15 protein-coding genes are annotated in these 21,241 nt (G+C 53.5%); 6 read left to right on the top strand and 9 right to left on the bottom strand.

Features of this window, described 5'->3' with window-relative positions:
* The first annotated feature begins 173 nt into the window (after window positions 1-173).
* Window positions 174-782: a Holliday junction branch migration protein RuvA gene (gene ruvA / locus Q0Y46_RS03715; protein WP_297945051.1), complete on the top strand. Its 609-nt coding sequence runs from the start codon at window positions 174-176 to the stop codon at window positions 780-782.
* A 12-nt stretch (window positions 783-794) separates the two neighbouring features.
* A complete protein-coding gene (gene ruvB, locus Q0Y46_RS03710) occupies window positions 795-1,844 on the top strand; it encodes a Holliday junction branch migration DNA helicase RuvB (RefSeq protein WP_297945049.1) in 1,050 nt (349 codons plus the stop codon).
* A gap of 89 nt (window positions 1,845-1,933) precedes the next feature.
* Here the strand turns inward: ruvB and Q0Y46_RS03705 are convergent, their stop codons facing one another.
* The 5 genes from Q0Y46_RS03705 to Q0Y46_RS03685 all read right to left on the bottom strand — a co-directional run bounded on the left by Q0Y46_RS03705 (window position 1,934) and on the right by Q0Y46_RS03685 (window position 8,508).
* A complete protein-coding gene (locus tag Q0Y46_RS03705) occupies window positions 1,934-2,950 on the bottom strand; it encodes an ABC transporter permease subunit (protein ID WP_295859418.1) in 1,017 nt (338 codons plus the stop codon).
* A gap of 87 nt (window positions 2,951-3,037) precedes the next feature.
* Window positions 3,038-3,868: a dihydrodipicolinate reductase gene (dapB, locus tag Q0Y46_RS03700; RefSeq protein WP_297945045.1), complete on the bottom strand. Its 831-nt coding sequence runs from the start codon at window positions 3,866-3,868 to the stop codon at window positions 3,038-3,040.
* A 248-nt stretch (window positions 3,869-4,116) separates the two neighbouring features.
* Complete coding sequence (locus Q0Y46_RS03695; protein WP_297945042.1) at window positions 4,117-6,138, bottom strand: transglutaminase-like domain-containing protein; 2,022 nt, start codon at window positions 6,136-6,138, stop codon at window positions 4,117-4,119.
* Window positions 6,135-7,340, bottom strand: coding sequence for a DUF58 domain-containing protein (locus Q0Y46_RS03690; RefSeq protein ID WP_297945039.1), 1,206 nt, complete (start codon window positions 7,338-7,340; stop codon window positions 6,135-6,137). The genes Q0Y46_RS03695 and Q0Y46_RS03690 overlap by 4 nt, the downstream gene beginning before the upstream one ends.
* Before the next feature lie 256 nt (window positions 7,341-7,596).
* The gene (locus Q0Y46_RS03685; protein WP_297945036.1) at window positions 7,597-8,508 is read right to left on the bottom strand and encodes a MoxR family ATPase; all 912 of its coding nucleotides are present in this window, start codon (window positions 8,506-8,508) and stop codon (window positions 7,597-7,599) included.
* A 191-nt stretch (window positions 8,509-8,699) separates the two neighbouring features.
* Between Q0Y46_RS03685 and Q0Y46_RS03680 the strand changes: the two genes are divergently transcribed.
* Window positions 8,700-10,046 carry an AAA family ATPase gene (locus tag Q0Y46_RS03680; RefSeq protein WP_297945033.1) on the top strand — a complete coding sequence of 449 codons (1,347 nt, stop codon included), beginning with the start codon at window positions 8,700-8,702 and terminating at the stop codon, window positions 10,044-10,046.
* Here Q0Y46_RS03680 and ruvX read toward each other — a convergent pair.
* The 4 genes from ruvX to Q0Y46_RS03660 form a co-directional block, all read right to left on the bottom strand.
* Window positions 10,043-10,453, bottom strand: a complete 411-nt coding sequence (ruvX, locus tag Q0Y46_RS03675) for a Holliday junction resolvase RuvX (protein WP_297945030.1) — start codon at window positions 10,451-10,453, stop codon at window positions 10,043-10,045. The two genes, Q0Y46_RS03680 and ruvX, sit on opposite strands and share 4 nt — an antisense overlap.
* Window positions 10,454-10,711: 258 nt before the next feature.
* Window positions 10,712-12,250, bottom strand: a complete 1,539-nt coding sequence (locus Q0Y46_RS03670) for a fibrobacter succinogenes major paralogous domain-containing protein (protein ID WP_297945026.1) — start codon at window positions 12,248-12,250, stop codon at window positions 10,712-10,714.
* A 55-nt stretch (window positions 12,251-12,305) separates the two neighbouring features.
* Window positions 12,306-13,844, bottom strand: coding sequence for a fibrobacter succinogenes major paralogous domain-containing protein (locus Q0Y46_RS03665; protein WP_297945020.1), 1,539 nt, complete (start codon window positions 13,842-13,844; stop codon window positions 12,306-12,308).
* 27 nt (window positions 13,845-13,871) lie between these two features.
* Window positions 13,872-14,033 (bottom strand): hypothetical protein, encoded by a 162-nt coding sequence (locus tag Q0Y46_RS03660; protein WP_297945017.1) that lies wholly within the window; start codon window positions 14,031-14,033, stop codon window positions 13,872-13,874.
* Between the two features lie 297 nt (window positions 14,034-14,330).
* Between Q0Y46_RS03660 and Q0Y46_RS03655 the strand changes: the two genes are divergently transcribed.
* From Q0Y46_RS03655 to Q0Y46_RS03645, 3 genes are all read left to right on the top strand, one after another.
* Window positions 14,331-15,185, top strand: a complete 855-nt coding sequence (locus Q0Y46_RS03655; RefSeq protein ID WP_297945015.1) for a mechanosensitive ion channel family protein — start codon at window positions 14,331-14,333, stop codon at window positions 15,183-15,185.
* Between the two features lie 433 nt (window positions 15,186-15,618).
* The gene (locus tag Q0Y46_RS03650; RefSeq protein ID WP_297945012.1) at window positions 15,619-16,554 is read left to right on the top strand and encodes an FISUMP domain-containing protein; all 936 of its coding nucleotides are present in this window, start codon (window positions 15,619-15,621) and stop codon (window positions 16,552-16,554) included.
* A gap of 123 nt (window positions 16,555-16,677) precedes the next feature.
* Window positions 16,678-21,114: an acyl-CoA dehydratase activase gene (locus tag Q0Y46_RS03645; RefSeq protein WP_297945009.1), complete on the top strand. Its 4,437-nt coding sequence runs from the start codon at window positions 16,678-16,680 to the stop codon at window positions 21,112-21,114.
* Window positions 21,115-21,241 lie beyond the last annotated feature (127 nt).

Genomic DNA, 21,241 nt, shown 5'->3' with positions numbered 1-21,241 from the left:
GCCGAAATAGCCTAAATTCTGCAATTTTGTAGTGAATAAACAGCTTCGGAGTAGCTTACGAAACCGATTTTTTTTGCTATGACGACGGAACCGTATAAAATGTCTTGACAGAGCCTTCAAATTAGTATATATTTGTGCAGTAAACATTCGTACACATCGTTTAGAGGCTCTGGATGATTGAACGTATTCGCGGAATTCTTGTCGAAAAGTCGCCCACTTTCGTGGTGGTGGACGTGAACGGCGTCGGCTATGGCGTGAATATTTCCGCCTATACGGCGGGCAAGCTGCCCGAGGTCGATAGCGAGATACTGCTGTACACGAACCTCGTTGTCCGCGAAGATTCCATGACATTGTTCGGGTTCGCTGACAAGACGGAAAAGGACATTTTCCTGATGCTGTTGGACGTGAACGGTGTGGGGCCCAAGATGGCGCAGCGCATCCTGAGCGGAGTCTCCCCCGCCGACCTGCTGAACATGATTGCAAGCGACAACAAGAGCGCCCTCGGCAAGATCAAGGGGCTCGGCAAAAAGACGTGCGAACAGATGGTGCTTGCGCTCAAGGACAAAGCCGGCACGATGCTCCAGGCCCTCGGCAATGTCGAAGGTTCCTGCGTCACAAGCATGGGTGCACTCACCGGCGCGAAGATGGAGGCCGTACTCGCCCTGCACACGCTCGGCGTCAAGGATCCCGCAGCCGAGAAGGCTGTCGTCAAGGCGGCAGAAATCCTCGGGGACACGGCAGACGCGGCAACGCTTATCCCGGAAGCCCTCAAATACCTTTAGACGGAGATTCAAATGGAAGACAACCGCATCATTTCTCCGCAAAAAATCGCCTTTGACGAAAACGATACCGACAGGAACTTGCGCCCGCCCAGCCTGAACGACTTTACCGGCCAGGACGATATCAAGGAAAGCCTTTCGATTGCCATCGAGGCGGCCCGCCACCGCGGGGATGCGCTGGACCACTGCCTTTTTGCGGGCCCTCCCGGCCTCGGCAAGACGACACTCGCCGGGATTATCGCCAAGGAAATGGGCGTGAACATCCATGTGACTAGCGGCCCGGTGCTCGAGAAGGCGAGCGGTTTGGCTGGTTTGCTTACCAGCTTGCAAGAAAACGACGTGCTGTTCATCGACGAAATTCACCGGCTGAGCCGCGTTGTCGAGGAATACCTCTACCCCGCCATGGAAGATTTTCGGCTCGACATCATGCTCGATTCCGGCCCTGCGGCCCGCAGCGTGAACCTGCCGCTCAAGCATTTTACACTCGTAGGCGCGACAACCCGCAGTGGTTTGCTGACCAGCCCGCTGCGTGACCGTTTTGGCCTGCAATACAGGCTGGAGCTATACAGCGACAAGGATATTGCGAAGATTCTCGTGCGCAGTGCGGGAATTTTGGGGGTTGAACTCGCCGAGGACGCCGCCGAACTTCTCGGCGCTCGCTGCCGCGGGACGCCCCGTGTCGCAAACCGCGTGCTCAGGCGTTGCCGCGATGTGGCCCAAGTCCGTGGAACGGGCGTTATCGACGTGCAATCCGCCACGAAGACGCTCGACATGCTGGGCATCGACAGCGAGGGCCTCGACCCGATGGACCGCAAAATCCTTTCGACCATGATTGACAAGTTCGACGGCGGGCCTGTCGGCCTCGGCACCATCGGTGCCGCCCTCGGCGAAGAAACGGACACGCTGGAAGAAGTCTACGAGCCCTACCTGATTCGCAAGGGCCTGCTCAGTCGTACGCCCAGAGGCCGCGTCGCGACCACCAACGCCTACAAGCTGCTGCACAGGAGCATCCCGTCCAGGAAGCTCGACGACGCGCAAGAAAACCTTTTCACGCAAATCGATTAAGCTTTTTACTTGGCATTCTCTAATTGAATCATCTAAAAACGCGAGGCAGCAACTGTCTCGCGTCGTTTTAAAATACCATATACACAGGATTACGAGAACTTGATTCTCGGGTCTACGAGCGTGTAGAGGATGTCGCTGAAGAGGCGGCCCACCATCGCCATGAGGCTGCTCAAGAAGATGATGCCCATGACCACGTTGTAGTCGCGGTTGACCATGGAGTTGTAGTACAAAAGGCCCATGCCGTCGATATCGAAGACTTTCTCGATAAGGAGCGCGCCCGCGAACATGAGCGTGCAGATTTCGGAGAGGCGGGTGGCAATCGGGATGAGCGCGTTACGAAGCGCGTGGCGAACGAGCGCCTGGTTGAAACTCATGCCTTTCGCAAGAGCCGTTCGCATGTAGTCCTTCCCCAGTTCCTCGAGCGCGGAGTTCTTCATGAGGAAGGTCAGGAAAGCGAACTCGCTGATCATGTAGCAGAAAATCGGGAGAATCAGGTGATGCCCGAGGTCCACGATTTTTCCGAAGAACGAGAAATCTTCGAAGTCATCGCTCGTGAGGCCGCCCAGCGGGAAGATGTCGAGGTACGAACCGCCCGCAAGGAAGATGATGAGCAAGATGCCGAGTGCATAACCGGGCATCACGTAGCCCGAGAAAATCACACCCGAGCTGAGCGAATCGAGCTTGCTCCCGTGATGCACGGCCTTCCACAGACCGAGCGGGATGCAAATCAGATAACTCAGGAAGAACGAGGTGATACCGAAGAACAGCGAAATCGGGAAGCGGCTCACGATGACATCCCAGACCGGGAGACCGTAGGTGTAGCTTGAACCGAGGTCGAGGTGCAGCACGTTCCAGAGCCAGGTCAGGTAGCGCTTCCAGGCGGGCTGGTCAAAGCCGAAGTACGCCTGGATTTGGGCTATCTGGTCGGGCGTGAGCGCCTTGGAAGCATCTACCCCGCCCTTCATGGCCGCGGCCTGCTGCGCACGCGAAATCATTTCCTCCACGGGACCGCCCGGCAAAAGCTGGATGAGTATAAAACACACCAGCGAAATCCCGATGAGGGTCGGGATCATCAAAAGCAAGCGGCGGAGGATATAGGAACGCATAGTAGTGGTTGGTGGTTAGTGGTTGGTGGTTAGGATTTATAATCGCGGCGAAGCCGCCCTGTTTACTAACCACTAATCACTGTTTACTTATCTCATCTTTCCGGAGCGCAGGACGTCCATCATGTTGAAGGGTTTGGCGGTACCGGCGGCAATCTGCTCGGCGAGGAAGTTCACGGCGTCCACGGTGCCTTCGGCGTAAATCTTGCGACCGCACACGTTATGCTGGAACTCGAAATGGACGGTTCCGTCGGCGCTGTCGAGGCTGTAGGTGTGGAATGCGTGACCGCCGAGGTATTCCTCGGGCACGTGCATGCGTTCCATCTGTTCCTTTTCGTCGCGGACCTTCTCGATATCGTCCGGCGTGTAGGCGAAGCCCATCTTCTGGAAGGTGCCCACGACCGCGCGGGCCGTACCGCTCGTGTCGGCCTTGGTCTTCTGGTGACTCTCGACCACAGAGAGTTTGTAGCCGTCGAATGCAGACGGGAACTCGTTTGCAAGAAACTCGATCATGCTCTGGAAGGCGACAATCTGCTTCGCCATGTTCGGGGCAATGACGCTCGGGTGGTTCGCTTCGGCCACAAGGCGGGCAAGCGCTTCACGGTCGCCGCCGGTGGTGCCCATCACGAAGGGAATCTTGTGCTTCACGTAGAAGGCTGCGTTGTCGTTCACGGCCGTCGGGTGCGTGTAGTCAATGCAAATGACGTTTGGGTACTTCGCGAGCACTTCGCCGATGCGTTCTTCACGGTTGCTCGGCTTCAAAAGCTGGATTGTTCTGCCGGCCACTTCGGCTTCGTTTTCGACGATAATCTCGCCCGTCAGAGAATACGGGACCAGTTCCAAGCCGCGGGCGACGCAGGTTTCGGCCACAATGCGGCCCATGTTGCCCGGAATACCATTAACCATCACTTGTACAGACATAAGTGCTCCTAAGTTTTTAGGTAAAAGATAGAATTTTAGGGATTAGGATCTAGAGAGGCTAGGATCTAGGAAGTATAATTTAGGGGTTAGAGGCTAGGATCTAGAGACTAGGCTTGTCATTCGCCTTGGTTGTCATTGCGAAGGGCGAAGCCCTGAAGCAATCTCCAGGATAAGGACCTATGGGCATTGAGGTGTGAGGTCGCGACCTTCGGTCGCTTTGAGGTTTCTCACGGCTCATTGCTCATCGCTCACTGCTCGAGCCAGCGATTTAATTCGTAATCATTGAGAATGGCAAGAGCGTCTTTTGACTTTTGCATTTTTTTCGGAGGAATTGCTTTTGCGGGCACTTGCGACAAAACGATTTCAACTCGCCTCGCGAATGCGCCCACCGTTTCGCCGGGTTCACGGCGGTAACCGAACCGGGCAAGCGCACGTTCAGCGGCATTCAGCTTTTTTGCCCATTCAAGCGCCTTGGCCGAAACTGTCGCCCTTTTTTTCAGCCGAATCCTGTAGGCGATGCGTATTTTACGGCCGACAAAACTCACTACAAGAATGACAAGCACGGTATACAGAATCGGACTTTCCAGGAGAGCAGTCGACTGATTCTGCCAATGGTCAACGACGCGACGCCACTCGCCCTCCTTGAGCGCATGCATCACACGGGCGAACCGCCCGCGAACGCCCTCCCATTTGACGCTCCACCAGCTTGGAGCCACCGCGAACTGCGGCAAAATGGGAGGCGTCGGGTCGAAGATAACCCAGCGGTTGTCTACAAACGCTTCGACCCATGCATGCGAATGTTTGCGCCGGAAAATGCTATACGGCAAGCCCTCGACGACTTCGGGATTCGCAAAGCCCGTCACGTACCGCGCAGGAATCCCTAGGCGGCGCAGCACCAATGCCGAAAGCGTCGCATAGTATTCGCAAAAGCCCTGCTTCGCGCTCCAAAAAACGGCAAGAGGGTCATTTTTCGTTCTCCCCCAGCGCGAAATTCCCGGCACCGTAAGCGAATAAGTAAAGTTCGAGAGGTAATAATCAAGCATCTTCTGCAAAACAAGAGAGTCTGGCATCGGCTTCAGAGATGTCGCTGAATCCGCAGCAGAATCCACAACGTCGCGCAAGCCCATCGCAGCAATCACGGTATCGAGCAGCGGACGGTTCCGCTCCACCACAAGCAAGTCGCCCTCGCTCGGCGCAAGTAATGAATCGGGCAACTTGCATCCGGAACACTTAAAATAATACCAGTCGGAGCGTTTCCCGTTGCCGTTCAGGCCTTGCACCATGCCGCCCGCATAATAGTTCAACGAATCCACGTCTTTCGCTGCAAAACCTACGGCTCCGTAAGGAGCAAAGACAAATCCAAAATTGTTCAGTGTCGACTGCACCCAGACTTGTTCCACCTCGCGAGTCTCGCTCGCCAAAGTCAGCGAATCCGCCGCCTCGAACACCGCATAGTCCACCTGGTAGTAGGCAGGATCAAGATGTTTCTTGTAAGAAGTGGGCAATTTCCAGATTCCGCCCACATATTTTTCGTAGCTCACGGCCTTCAAGTACCTCGAAGGGCGCTTGTCCCACACGCGCAATACCACCTGGTCGTTGTAGCGGGAATTGTAATTGCTCCCGAAACTCCCGAGAGATGTCGCCGGGTCGAAACCCATAATGCGCTCGCGCATATAATAGCTCTCGGCCATTTCCGCACCGTACTGGTAACGCTGCGTTTTCCAGTATCGCCAGCCACCGTAAGAAATCCCCCCAAGCGCCGCTAACACGAGTATAAAAATCAAGTACTTGTACGGCGAAGTCCCGCGACGGCTATAAGCGCAGAGCGCAAGCACAAAACCCACCAGCCCAACCGGAGCCCAGCCATGTGGAACCAGGTACATCCCGAGCAAAAGGGCGGCCACGCCATCGAACGCGACAAAAACTTCAAAGCCGCCGTTCCCGCGACTCCGTTCCTGCAAAGCCGCCAAATAGAGCAGATAAATCCCCGGCAAGAAAATCAGGTAAGGCGATACGCCGTTTTCGACCGTCGGAGTCATCACCCAAAAGAGCGCAAGTGGCACAATCGCGCCATACGCGAAAATCTTGTTATAGCGCGGGCGCTTCGCAAATTCGCGGCGAGAAGTCGCATTCAAGATGCCGATTACCACGAAGTAAAGCGCGAACAACAACCCGAGCCAAAGGAAATCGAAGGTATTCCCGAGCATCACCGAGGCAATGCAGAGGAACTGCACCTTGAAAACGTAACGGATGTCTACTTTTTCTATCATAGCACAACCGTCCCGCGTTCAAGGCCTTCGCAATCTTCCGGCATGACCACCAGCAGCTTATCTTCTGTCGAGGCAGGAAGCGTTCCCACCACGATATGCTTGTTCACAAGAGGCTCTTCGCTTGCGTAAAGCCCAATGCGGAGCACCGGATCCATTGGGCGTGCCGCCGGGGCCCAAGGGGCGGCTTGCCGGGCATGCGCAAGCGACGCTGGCGGAATACGAGCCAAGGCATCGAGCAAGTTCTTTCGGCTTTCGGAACCGCCATCCAGCGCAATCTCTTCGCTGTCAATAAAGAATCGCCCGAGGATTTCGCGGTCCAGGAGCCACTCGCCCACCGCCGCCGTCAAGCGAATCGCATGTTCAAGGTACTGCCGCGACTTGAAATTCGGAGTCGCCGTATCTAGAAGCAGAATCACGCCCGCACCGCGTTCCACCTCGAATTCCTTGGTAAACGGCTTGCCGTAACGGGCAAAAGCCTTGTGGTGCAAGTCGCGCAGGGAATCGCCTTCGCGGTAAGGCCGCACGCCTATAAAATTCATTCCGCGCGTAAGACTCGGCATCAGGAACGGCGCAAACGCCATGCCCGATGGCCCCTGCGTGAGGAACGGGAAATCCTGCACCTTGAGCGCACGCGGGTAAACAAGTAATTCCACGGAACCGTTGTAACCGTAAGGCCAGCGCAAAAGGCCCATAATCTCGGGTACGTTGGCCGAGACCTTGCCCAGCATGAATGAGCCGCGCCGCGTCGTTTTCACGAGACATTCCAGCTTGCGCGGAGGCTCACCCACCTTGATTTTCACGTTATCGGACTCAATGCCCGTCAAGGAAGGCGGCAAGCGGTTTGCACCCAGGTTCACGCAGTCAATTGTCGAGCGCACCGTCAAATAGGCCGTCACCGTCGCCGTCTCGCCCTCGCGCACGTGGTTCACCGAAACACTTTCGACTTCAATTTTGCTCCGCTTCGCCGTCACGAACAGGCTGAACACGAGCCCCAAGAAAAGCAAAAAGTCGAGCCCGCCGAAAATCCACGCCGCCCAAAAGCCGGGAACGGCTCCCGCGAACATCGCCAGCAGAAAGAGCGAAGCAAACGCCCGCCCCGCCGGAGTAAAGTAGTCCAGCCACCAGAAGTATATCGCCATCAGGAGTCCCGTTTTTTTCGGGGCTTGCGGAATCGAGCGAATGAACCAGTGGAAGAGGGGCATGGTTAGACGAGAGACGAAAGACGAGAGAAAAAGTGGTTAGTGGTTAGTGGTTGGTGGTTAGGGGCTATGAGTTATGAGTTGTCAGTTATGAGTTGTCAGTTATGAGTTTTGAGTTGTCAGTTATGAGTGATGAGTTATGAGTGATGAGTTGTGAGTTGTGGGTGATGAGTTATGAGGTGTGAGGTGTTCTTCATTACACATTTCACACTGCACACTTCTTCTCAAGCCTCGTACCTCGTGCCTGGAACCTCGAATCTCATTTCGGTACCGCTACCTGCTTCAGGATTCCCTGCAATATCTTCTTGCTGGCTTCGGGGTTGCCGGTGTCCTTGGCGAACACGCGGTGTTCCATCACCGGGAAGAATACATGCTGAATGTCATCGGGGTTCACGAAGTCACGGCCATCCACGAACGCACACGCCTGCGCCATGCGCACCAGGTTCATCCCGGCACGCGGGCTTGCCGCCAGGCGCACGCCGCCATCGTTACGCGTCGCCTGCACCAGCGAAATCACGTAGCGTTCCAGCGCCTCGTCAATGTGAATCTTCTGCACTTCGCTACGGGCCTTTAAAATCGCCTCGGGAGTCGTCACCGCCGTCAGCGAGTCAATCGGTCGGCCGCTACGATGCGCCCGCAAGATTTCCAGTTCGGTCTCCGCCGTCGGGTAACCCACCGAGATACGCACCAGGAATCGGTCCATCTGCGCTTCGGGCAGCGGGAACACGCCGTGGAATTCCACCGGATTTTCGGTTGCCAACACCATGAAAAGTTCGGGCAGTTTGTAACGCTGCCCCTCGAGCGAAACCTGTCGCTCTTCCATCGCCTCCAAGAGCGCGCTCTGCGTGCGCGGCGAGGCACGGTTGATTTCGTCGGCCAGCAACACCTGCGTAAAGACAGGCCCCTTGCGGATTTCAAACTCGCCCGTATTCGCCTTGAACACGGCACCGCCCGTCACGTCGGCCGGCAGCAAATCCGGCGTAAACTGGATTCGCGCAAAATCTGCACCGATGGCGGCGGCAAGCGCCTTCGCGAGCGTCGTCTTGCCCGTGCCGGGAACATCTTCTACCAGCACGTGACCGTCCGCCAACAGCGCCATTACCAATAGCTCTACCGTCTCGGGCTTCCCGAGCAGTATCCCCTCTAAAGCATGAATTAAGTTTTTAATCATGCTTTAAATATATATTAAAAGTGATTGACGGTTGGAGCCTCAAATATCGCATTTTTGACAAATTGTAGCCAAAAACATTTGTATTTTTGACAATTTTTACTAAAAAGCATTTGTATTTTTGACAAAAAATTGTATATTTTAATTACACTTTTGACAAAAAGCTAAAAATTCGCAAAAAACGAGGTTTTTTAATGGAATTGAAGCGCAAAAGCGAAAATACCATTCGTGAATGGTTCAAAAACGGCCAAAAAAAAGCCTTGCTTGTAAAAGGGGCTCGCCAGGTGGGGAAAACACACGCTATCAGGCGCGTGCTAACTGCTGAGCGTGCGAATTTTTTCGAGATAAACCTCATAGAAACCCCCGCTGCAGTAGATGTACTTGCTGCCGCACAAACTGTCGATGATCTTGTCCTGGGCTTTTCGGCCCTGAGCACGCAGAAACTGGAAAAGGGCAAGACAATCATCTTCATTGACGAAGTCCAAAAATACAAGGAGATGATTACCAAAATCAAGTTCTTTGTAGAAGAAGGGAGTTTCCGATATGTTTTGAGCGGATCACTTCTTGGAGTGGAACTGACAAATCTCGACTCCGCACCAGTGGGCTACATGACCACGCTAGAAATGTTTCCGCTGGATTTCGAAGAATTTCTGCAAATCACAAACATCGATGAAAAAATCATTTCTAGCTTGCGTTCTTCCTTCGAAAATCGGACGCCTGTCATGGATGCGGTTAACCAAAAGATGCTGGACATGTTCACCCGCTACCTTATTGTAGGCGGCATGCCGGAGGCTGTAAGCAATTTTGCGGACAACAGCAACTTGAACGATGTCATGCGGATTCATCGAGACATTATGAGCCAGTACAAACTCGACTTTACGCAATATGAAACAGAGGATAAGCGCCTGTTGTTGACGAACGCGTATGAACTGATTCCCGCAGAGCTTTTAAAACAAAATCGACGCTACATTGTTACAGACTTGAAAAAAGGCCTTCATTTTGATCGTGTGCAAAGTACGTTTCTTTGGTTAAAAAATGCAGGTGTTGCACTTTCTGTTTTTAATAGCACCGAGCCAAGGATTCCACTCAAACTGAACGAAAAAAGCAGTTTGTTCAAACTTTATCTTGCTGATGTCGGCATGCTGACTTCGGAATACGGAATGAACACGAAGTCCATGCTGCTGACAAAAAATCAAAACCTGAATGCTGGTGGAATCTACGAAGACGCTATAGCGCAGGAGCTTTATTCAAAGGGGTTCCAGCTTTATTACTACAATTCAAAACGCTTGGGTGAGTTAGATTTTGTAATCGAATACAACAATCACGTTATGCCCATTGAAGTGAAAAGTGGCAAGGATTACACCATTCATTCCGCCATGAACAACTGTCTTGCGAATTCCGAATACCAAATGCAGGAGGGCTTCGTCTTTGCTAACTGCAATGTTTCCCAAAAAGGGAAAGTGACGTACCTCCCCATTTATATGGTTATGTTCTTGCAGAAAGATTCTGAACAAATCGTACTAGACAAGATTGAATTCTAAGATTGATCCAGCCACCTCTGCAATATTATTGCGGCGGCAAGCTGGTCAATGACGGCCTTGTTCTTCTGCTTTTTCTTCTTGCTGAAATACGACGTCTTTTCCTGCGCCTGTACGCTCGAATACGATTCGTCCTGCGTGTACACCGGAATGTTCGGGAAGCGCAGTTTCAAGTCCTCGACAAACTTCTCCACCACCACGTTCTTGCCGTCGGTGCGTCCGTCCGGATGGTAGGGCATCCCCACCACGAAAGCGTCAATCTTGTTGATTTTCACCAGTTCGTCAAGGCGTACGAACAAATTAGTCGTCTTCTGGTCTATCGTTTCACGGGAAAAAGCCATACGCAACTCGGAATCGGCAAATGCGACCCCAACGCGGTGCTCACCATAATCAAGTCCGAGATAGTTCATAGAATGCAATATAGAATAACTTTTGCCCCAAAATCCGCCAGAAAGTACTCAAAATAGAGTTTCGGCGTTTTTGTTTTTTAGCCCAAAATCTGTACAATTTAGGCCCAAATCATAACATTTAGAGAATTATAGCCATATTTTTATTGGTGTGATTGACTTTTGAACGCAATACAAAGATGCGCAAAGCGGTCCACGCCCCCTGCCCCGCTTTGGGCGGGGCTGGGGTCTGCTAGGGTTTTCTAGTGGCGCTACGCGCCCCTAGTTGGAGTTCTCGAGGCAACGAACCGAGTAGGCGAAGTACTTGTAGAAGTATTGCAAGACCGCGTTGTCGGCGTTGTAGTACATGATCATGAAGTAGGCGCCGTCCTCACCGTACTGCGTGGCACTCCAGAAGTTGGCGATGTCGCCAGCATCGCTGAAGTCGCCATAGTAGTACTTTTCGCCAGCAGGGAGCGCAGAGAAGCCGTAGGCGTCCTCGTTGGTGACGCCGTCTTCCGCTTTCCAGAGTGTTGTACCCTTGAGTTTCTTGCCTGCTGTGTCCTGATCGCCCACTGCGGTGAACAGGGATTCCCATTCCGCCTTGCTCGGCAAATGCCAGCCGTCGGGACATACGCCCTGCACATCGCCCGTGTCAAGGTCGCATTCGTAGCCTATGCCGCACGTGGACTCGTCCATGCCCATAGCCGTGGCCCATGTGTAAAGGCGACCGTAGGTTTCGCAGTTGCCTTCCGTAGTTCCGCTTCCGCCACCGCACCAACTGTTTTCGGTCTGGTAGTTCAAATTTTCCGCCATCCAAGTCTGCGTGCCGATGGTCACCTTCTTGTAGACACGTTCAACATCATCGCCACGCATTGCGCAGAATTGATTTTCCGGGTCGTAAACCTTGCCATCGCAAAGGTCGTACGGTTTCAATCCATAGCAGAATTGATTTTCCGGGTCGTAAACCTTGCCATCGCAAAAGTCGTACAGTTTCAATCCATAGCAGAACTTTTCCGACGGGTCAAACGGCTGATTTCCGCACACTGCCTTGTACAGCGTCACGGCGTCTTCATCGCCGCATTTCAGCGTAACGACACCATTCTCCTTCTCTTCGGACGTGCAGTTTTCACCATTTGCACCATCCTTACCCTTCAGCGTTTCAAGCCATTCCTCTTCGGTACCTTCGAATCCTGACAGCTCGTAGGCCGACTTGCCGTCGTCGCCGCTCTTGATAGTAGCGACCTCTTTACCTCCGCACGAAATCGTCACGGAGCCGTCCTTGTTCTTCTTGCCCTTGCAAGAGGTTCCGTTCTCGCCATTCAAACCGTTGGTGCCGTCCGTACCGTTCGTAATCGTTCCGACAACCTTGCCACCGCAAGTCAGCTCGAACCCCGACTTGTCCTTCAACGCAGTCGCCGTGCACGACGTTCCGTTTTCGCCGTCCGTACCGTTCGTAATCGTTCCGACAACCTTGCCACCGCAAGTCAGCTCGAACCCCGACTTGTCCTTCAACGCAGTCGCCGTGCACGACGTTCCGTTTTCGCCGTTCTTACCGTCAGAACCGTCGGAACTATCCTTTCCGTCGGAGCCATCCGCGGCGGAGGCGCTCAATACGTTCCATACGCTGTCGGCGCACAGGTACGCCGCCGCAGAATCCTTCACGTACACGAGGTCGCCCTCGTTTTCATCGGTACATTCGGCAAGGTCCTTGAACTTCGCGACCGATGTCGGGCCAGTCGTCTCGGTGACGTTGGTCGTCTCGTCGCAACCGAAGAGAAGGAATGAGGATAGAGGTATGAGGAGTGAGAGTTTTTTCATGAATTTCCCCTTTTAGGAATTATCTGCTAGGGTTTTCTAGTGGCGCTATGCGCCCCTAGTTGGAGTTCTCGAGGCAACGAACCGAGTAGGCGATGTACTTGTAGAAGTCTAGGAAGTACGCGTTGTCGGCGTCGTAGTGCATGGTCATGTAGTAGGCGTCGTCCTCATCGTACTGCGTGGCACTCCAGAAGTAGGCGATGTCGCCAGCATCGCTGAAGTCGCCATAGTAGTACTTTTTGCCAGCAGGGAGCGCAGAGAAGCCGTAGGCGTCCTCGTTGGTGACGTAGTCATCCGCTTTCCAGAGTGTTGTACCCCTGAGTTTCCGGCCTGCTGTGTACTCACCGCCCACTGCGGTGAACAAAGCCTCCCATTCCGCCTTGCTCGGCAAATGCCAGCCGTCGGGACATACGCCCTGCACATCGCCCGTGTCAAGGTCGCATTCGTAGCCTATGCCGCACGTGGACTCGTCCATGCCCATAGCCGTGGCCCATGTGTAAAGGCGACCGTAGGTTTCGCAGTTGCCTTCCGTAGTTCCGCTTCCGCCACCGCACCAACTGTTTTCGGTCTGGTAGTTCAAATTTTCCGCCATCCAAGTCTGCGTGCCGATGGTCACCTTCTTGTAGACACGTTCAACATCATCGCCACGCATTGCGCAGAATTGATTTTCCGGGTCGTAAACCTTGCCATCGCAAAGGTCGTACGGTTTCAATCCATAGCAGAATTGATTTTCCGGGTCGTAAACCTTGCCATCGCAAAAGTCGTACAGTTTCAATCCATAGCAGAACTTTTCCGACGGGTCAAACGGCTGATTTCCGCACACTGCCTTGTACAGCGTCACGGCGTCTTCATCGCCGCATTTCAGCGTAACGACACCATTCTCCTTCTCTTCGGACGTGCAGTTTTCACCATTTGCACCATCCTTACCCTTCAGCGTTTCAAGCCATTCCTCTTCGGTACCTTCGAATCCTGACAGCTCGTAGGCCGACTTGCCGTCGTCGCCGCTCTTGATAGTAGCGACCTCTTTACCTCCGCACGAAATCGTCACGGAGCCGTCCTTGTTCTTCTTGCCCTTGCAAGAGGTTCCGTTCTCGCCATTCAAACCGTTGGTGCCGTCCGTACCGTTCGTAATCGTTCCGACAACCTTGCCACCGCAAGTCAGCTCGAACCCCGACTTGTCCTTCAACGCAGTCGCCGTGCACGACGTTCCGTTTTCGCCGTCCGTACCGTTCGTAATCGTTCCGACAACCTTGCCACCGCAAGTCAGCTCGAACCCCGACTTGTCCTTCAACGCAGTCGCCGTGCACGACGTTCCGTTTTCGCCGTTCTTACCGTCAGAACCGTCGGAACTATCCTTTCCGTCGGAGCCATCCGCGGCGGAGGCGCTCAATACGTTCCATACGCTGTCGGCGCACAGGTACGCCGCCGCAGAATCCTTCACGTACACGAGGTCGCCCTCGTTTTCATCGGTACATTCGGCAAGGTCCTTGAACTTCGCGACCGATGTCGGGCCAGTCGTCTCGGTGACGTTGGTCGTCTCGTCGCAACCGAAGAGAAGGAATGAGGATAGAGGTATGAGGAGTGAGAGTTTTTTCATGAATTTTTCCTTTTAGGAATTATGTTGTTAAAAAAATGTGGGATGCGAGATGGATTGCCACGGCCTTTGGGTAAGAATCCAGGAATCTACCGCAGCAGACCATTCGTAATGGCGTCCATATCGTTCGCAATCGTTCGCAAAGAAACAATAACTCAATTCATCGCCATAATCAAGTCCGAGATAGTTCATGTTGGAGTGGTTAGTGATTAGTGGTTAGTGATTAGTGGTTGGTGGTTAGGGATAAAGAGTAGGAAGTAGACAGTAGGAAGTGGTTAGGGGTTAGGGGTTAGAATCTAGGATCTAGGGGCTAGAGAGAAATATCACGGCTTCGCCGTCTTTTATTGACGCACGAAGTGCGTGATTCTTTTTCACTAGCCTCCAGTCTCTAGTATCTAGCCTCTCACCTCATACCTCATCGCTCATTGCTCACAGCTACAATATAAAAATTGTCTGCGGAATGGCTCGCCTTTTCCTATATTTCTTTTCATGGAAAACAATAAAGATATCGTAAAAGACTGGATTATCACTCCACTGCAACAAGCTTTAGAGCCGCAATCCTTGCTACAGCGCCTTCTGCTTGTTCTCCTGGTATTGGTTTTGGCCAAAGTATCGCTGAAACTGTTGAAGATTTTCATTGCACGCGCCGAAAAGCACCGGTTGGATCCGGCGGCGAGCCCTTTGGTGTATTCTCTTTTCGCCTACACTATTTATGTCATCACGCTTTTGCTGGTGCTCCACATTATTGGGGTGAACACGGCGGGGCTTGTGGCTATGGTGGGTGCGGCGAGCCTTGCTGTGGGCCTTGCACTTAAAGATACGCTTTCCAATATCGCATCCGGCTTGCTGCTCATGTTCCTCAGGCCGTTCAAGTCGGGCGATTATATCGAATGTGGTTCCATCAAGGGCAAAATCAAGGGAATCGGGCTGTTCAGCACGACGCTTGTTTCGCTGGATGGTCTTTACGTCTCGGCTCCGAACAGTTCCCTGTGGGGTAGCCCCATCGTGAACTTCAGCCGCAACGCGACACGGCGAATCGAAATTACAGTAGGCATCGATTACGGAGATTCTACGGACAAGGCGCTGGCCATCATGCGGGACCTAGTAGAAAACGAACCGCTGTTCCTGAAAACCCCTTGCCCTCAATATTTTGTTTCGGCGCTGGCAGACAGTTCCGTGAACGTGACCTTCAGGGCATGGGTGCGCAACTCCGATTATTTCGACCTCACGTGGAAATACACGGACGAGGTAAAACAGCGTTTCGACGCTGCTGGCATCACAATCCCCTTCCCGCAACGGACGGTGCATTTGGAGGAAAGGAGCGGCGAGGGCGCTGCGCTTTGAGCTTTGAGAAAGTAGGAAGTAGACAGTAGGAAGTAGGAAGTGGATTTGTCATTGCGAGGGGGGAAAGCCCCGAAGCAATCTCCATCAGAGAATCTAGGGGCTAGGATCTAGGGGCTAGAGAGAAATATCACGGCTTCGCCGTCTTTTATTGACGCACGAAGTGCGTGATTCTTTTCACTAGCCTCTAAGCTCTATTCTCGCGCCTCGTGCCTGGAGCCTCGTGCCTATAAAAAATTGTCATTGCGAGGGGTGAAAGCCCTGAAGCAATCTCCATCAGAGAATCTAGGGGCTAGGATCTAGGGGCTAGAGAGAAATATCACGGCTTCGCCGTCTTTTATTGACGCACGAAGTGCGTGATTCTTTTCACTAGCCTCAAATCTCTAGTCTCTATTCTCGTGCCTGGAGCCTCGTGCCTTTTATCTATATTTACCACATGCGTTCCCTTATCTTCCTGATTCTATTGTCTTTTGCCTTCTCCGCCTGCAGCGATGATAGCGGCACTTCTCCGAACAAGGAATCTAATACGAGCGAAGAAACCAGTAGCGATAATGCAGCTTCGTCATCAAGCGACAAATCTTCATCTAGTAGCAAAAAAGATTCATCCGTTTCATCTTCCAGTGCTAACGAGTCGTCATCGAGTAGAAAGACTGTATCAAGCAGTTCGGCTATAATGTCGAGCAGTAGTAGATTATGGCAGCCATTTAATTTGGCTGATTATGCAGATCAATATCAGGAATTTACAGATTCTCGTAATAATCGCACTTACAAGTATCTAAAGTTTGAAGGTGTTGATACCCTTGGAAAAAGCTCTACAATTTATGCGATGGCTGAAAATTTAAATATCGGCGAAATGATTTGGGGTGTAATGGACCAAACAGATGATTTTAAAATTGAACGCTATTGCTATGATGATGACACCTTAAATTGCCATTATTATGGTGGACTTTATCAGTGGGCAGAGATGATGCAACTGCCGAGTGAATGTAACACTAAAAATTGCGCTGACTTGATACAACCGAATCACCAAGGAATTTGCCCCGATGGATGGCGCCTGTTGACTTATAACGATTTTTATATCGTTATCCATAGCAATGGAAATACGCATGGTGTTGAAGGCGCTCGTTCTACATTTGGCTTTGGTGGATATAATACTACGGGTTTCAGCCTTGTTGGCGCTGGCGAAAACTGGGATTATCAATTTACAAATTTGAATGAAAGTACATTTTGGTTTTATCCTGAGGAAAGTGGTCAAAATTCTTATAAGAACACTTATGCATCATCTCAAAGCCGACCATCTGTTTCGAATCCAAAATGGGATTATATGGCAAAAACTAATGGCTTTTCCGTCCGCTGCGTAATGGATTATTAACCCTTTACCCTTTCCCAATAGTTCCAGGCAAAAAACGCTTATCCCCGTTTTCGCCCTTCTTATCGGTTTTCCTTTCTTATAATATTCTGTTAACTGCCTATTTTTTCTATCTTTACGCCCACTATGAGCATTTCTAAGAATGATTTATGGGTCGGCGTGGACGTTGGGTCCACCACCGTGAAGATTGCGGTCGTCGATCCCGAGACATCCAAGCTTTTACACTATACTTACCAGCGTCACAATGCCATGCAGGCCCAGAAGGTTCACGAGGTGCTTCGTGAAGCCCACGGCCTTTTCCCAGGCAAGAATTTCAGGGTAGCCTTCTGCGGTAGCGGCGGCCAGCCCTTTGCCGAAGCCACGCGTGCATTCTTTGTGCAAGAGGTCGTCGCGAACGCTCTTGCTGTCCGTGCCACATTCCCCGATACCCGTGTCGCTATCGAACTGGGCGGCCAGGACGCCAAGGTGGTCTTCTTCGAGAAGGACCGTACCACGGGCAAGCTCATTGCCTCTGACATGCGCATGAACGGCGTGTGTGCAGGCGGTACCGGCGCATTTATCGACCAGGTGGCCGAACTCCTGCGCATCAAGACCGAAGCCTTCGAGGGCTTTGCCAAGCGTGGCCAGAAGGTCTACGAGATTTCGGGCCGTTGCGGCGTGTTCGCCAAAACCGACATCCAGCCAATGCTCAACAACGGTGTCGCCAAGGAAGACATCGCCCTTTCGAGCTTCCACGCCATCGCCAAGCAGACCATCGGCGGTCTCGCCCAGGGCATGGAAATCAAGCCGCCCGTGATTTTCGAGGGTGGCCCCCTTACGTTTAACCCGACCCTCGTGCGTGCGTTCAAGGAACGCCTGGGTATCTCCGACGAGCAGGCCATCGTGCCGGAACACTCCGAAGTGCTCGTGGCCATGGGTGCAGCCCTTTCGCTGGGCTCCATGTTCGCCGATCAGGAATGCCAGTACCGCATGGAAGGCTCCCTCGACGCCCTCGTGCATTTTAACGAAACCCGCCAGGCCGAAAACAAGGCAAAGGCGGCCGCCGACCTCTTCTTCAAGAACGACACCGAATACAAGATGTTCCTCGAAGAACACAAGATGGCCGACAACCACTACCCGCAGCCTGCCTCCGGTACCACGCTCAACGTGTACCTGGGCATCGACGCTGGTTCCACCACGACGAAGTTCGTGCTCCTCGACGAGCAGGACAACGTGGTCGACGGGTTCTACGCGAGCAACGACGGTGAACCGCTCGCCGTCTTGAAGCGCGCCATGAACGAACTTGCCGACCGCTACGAGGAATACGGCTGCAAGCTCAATATTTTGGGTGTGGGCACCACCGGTTACGGCGAACAGCTCTTTGCCAAAGCCGTACATGCCGACTACCATACCGTGGAAACGGTCGCACACGCGAACGCCGCCCAGCGCCTCTGCCCCGACGTGAGCTTCATCCTTGATATCGGCGGCCAAGACATGAAGGCCATTTCCGTGCAAGACGGCGTGGTCACCGGCATCATCCTGAACGAAGCCTGCTCCTCGGGTTGTGGTTCGTTCATCGAAACGTATGCCCGCAGCCTCGGCATCCCGATGGAAAAGATTGCCGAACTCGCATTCAATGCCAAGAGCCCCTCGCAGCTCGGCAGCCGCTGCACCGTGTTCATGAACAGTTCCATCATCACGGAACAGCGCGACGGCAAGCAGCCCGAAGACATCATCGCGGGTATCTGCCGCTCCATTATCAACAACGTCTTTACGAAGGTTATCCGTATCCGTAACCTGAACACCCTCGGCAAGAAGGTCGTGGTGCAGGGCGGTACGTTCAAGAACAACGCCGTTCTCCGCGCCTTCGAACAGTACACGGGTCTCAAGGCCATCCGTCCGGAACGCCCGGGCGAAATGGGCGCTATCGGTATCGCACTCCTCACGAAGAAATTCATGGAAGAAAAGCGTGCCGCCGATCCGAACGTCCAGAGCAAGTTCATCGGCCTCGAAGCCATGAAGACCTTCAGCTGGCACAACCAGCCGGGCCAGCTCTGCCAGTACTGCACCAACCATTGCTCCCGCACCATCGTCACGTTCAGCGACGGCCAGAGCTTTGTCACGGGCAACCGTTGCGAACGCGGCGAAGTCACCGCCGACCCGAACGACCCGAAAACGAAGGCGCTCATCGCCGAAATCAACAAGAAGATGCTCTCCGTGCCCGACATGATCAAGCGCACGAACCAGCTCTTGGTGAAGGACTACGCACCGGCCAAGCTTGTCGAAAACACGGGCAAGACTATCGGTATCCCGCGTGTGCTGGAATTCTGGGCAAGCCTCCCCTTCTGGAAAGCTTTCTTCACGAGCCTCGGCTACACCGTCGTCGTGAGCCGCCAGAGCGACTATAAGATGTTCGAAGAAGGCCTCCACAGCGTGCCTTCCGACACCGTCTGCTTCCCGGCCAAGCTCGTGCACGGCCACGTACTCAGCCTTATCGAGAAGAAGGTCGACCGCATATTCTTCCCGATGATGGTCGCAGTCCCGAGTGACCACACCAAGTTTACCGCCACTTCCGTGTGCCCCGTGGTGCAGGCCTACCCCAACGTCTGCAAGAACACCGACGAGCCCGAGAAGAACTACGGCGTGCCGATGGACCAGCCGATTTTCCACTGGTTCAACGCCAAACTTCGCCGTAGCCAGACCATCGAATGGTTCCACGAAAACTGGAAGCTTGACAAGAAACTTTTGAACAAAGCCATAGACGAAGGCGAGAAGGCGCTCAACTGCTACAAGACGACGCTCCTGGAAGAAGGCCAGAAAGTCTTGGACGATGTGCGCGCAAAGAACAGTTTTGCCGTGGTGATTGCTGGCCGTCCGTACCATGCGGACATGCTCATCAACCACAACATCGCAAGCCACTTCACCGCGATGGGCATCCCCGTGCTCACCACGGAATCGCTCCCCGGCGTATACGACCAGGATGTCCCGAACCACACCCGTATCGAGATCAAGAACACCTTCCACTTGCGCATGATCGGCGCAACGATGATCGCCTCCAAGGACCCGAACATCGAACTTGCCCAGATTGTGAGCTTCGGCTGCGGCCACGACTCTATCTTGACCGACGAAATGATGCGCATGATGCACCGCGATTCCAACAAGGAAATGCTCATGCTCAAGCTCGACGAAGGCGACGCCCGCGGCCCCGTAGGCATCCGCATCAAGAGCTTCATCGAGACCGTGAAGGCCCGCCGCGCAGCCAACCTGCCCGACAAGCCCGAAAGCCACGAACCGCTTTACCACACGCCGTTCGTCGAAGAAGACAAGAAGCGCCGCCGCATCTTGACGCCGAACCTTTCTCCGGCATTCTCCGTCCTTGCTGGCGAATACGTCAAGGCGAAGGGATTCATGGCCGAGAACCTGCCCGTGGCCGACAAGGAAGCCATCGAGCTCGGCAAGAAGTTCGTCCACAACGATATCTGCTTCCCCTGCCAGGTGAACATCGGCGAATGCCTCAAGTGGCTCGTGAACCACCCCGAAGTCAAGCAGACCGAAGTCTCCATGTGCCTTGCCAAGAACTGCGAAAACTGCCGTGCAGTGCAGTACCCGGTGCTCGCCCGCAAGGCCCTCGACGAAGCAGGCTTCAAGGACGTCACTATTATCACGACGGGTACCGACTACAAGGGAATGCACCCAGGCTTTACCGTGGGTCTCGACTTCCGCCTGCACATGCTGTGGGGCATCGTCCTCATGGACGCCATCGAGACGATGTACCGTGCAGTCTTGCCCTACGAAGTGAACAAGGGCGATACGCAGAAGGTCTATGACCACTGGATGCCGCTCATCATGAGCATGGCTGGCCAGCTCAAGAAGAGCGAACTCCGCCTGCCCAAGAAGGTCCTCGACATGTTTGCCGCTGCTGTGCAAGCCTTCAACGCGATCGAAATTACTGAAGACCGCAAGAAGGGCATCCGCAAGCCGCGCGTGGCTGTGCTCGGCGAAATCCTCATGAACTACCACCCGAGCGCCAACGGCTTCGTGGAAAAATACCTGATGGACAACGGCATGGAAGTCTACCTGCCGGGAATGCTCGACTTCTTCCGCGTCGACGAAGTGGTGCGCGCCGAAAAGGTGACCCGCGGGTTCTCCGCGAACCCCATCATGGACCGCCTCGAAGGAGGCATCACAGCGAAGGTTTACACTTACGCATACAACTGCGTGCAGGAACTGATGAAAGCGTTCAAGCTCTACGAACACCATGCCGACTGCTACGAGCTGAGGAACTACGTCAGGGACATCATCGACCCGACCTACAACACGGGCGAAGGCTGGCTCATCCCAGGCGAAATTCTCTACAATTCGAAGCACGGCGTGAACAGCTACGTCATCTTGCAGCCGTTCGCATGCCTCGCGAACCATATCAGTGGCCGTGGCCTAACCAAGGCCGTGAAGGAACGTTGCCCGCACGTGCAGATTCTTTCGCTTGACTACGACCCCGATACGAGTTTCGCAAACATCGAGAACCGCCTGCAGATGCTCATCATCAACGCCCGCGAACTGGAAAAAGCGAACGCCGAAGCATAGCTTCGGCGGAGAGTAGACAGTAGGAAGTAGACAGTAGACAGTAACTTCTAACTTCCTACTACCTACTTCCAACAAACCTGTCTACTTTCTACTTCTAACTTCCTACTTCCAACTTCCTACTAAACAA

The sequence above is a fragment of the uncultured Fibrobacter sp. genome (assembly GCF_947305105.1).
Classification (GTDB): Bacteria; Fibrobacterota; Fibrobacteria; order Fibrobacterales; family Fibrobacteraceae; genus Fibrobacter.
The sequence above is the reverse complement of the archived record's forward strand: the minus strand, read 5'-3'. Positions and strand labels throughout refer to the sequence as shown.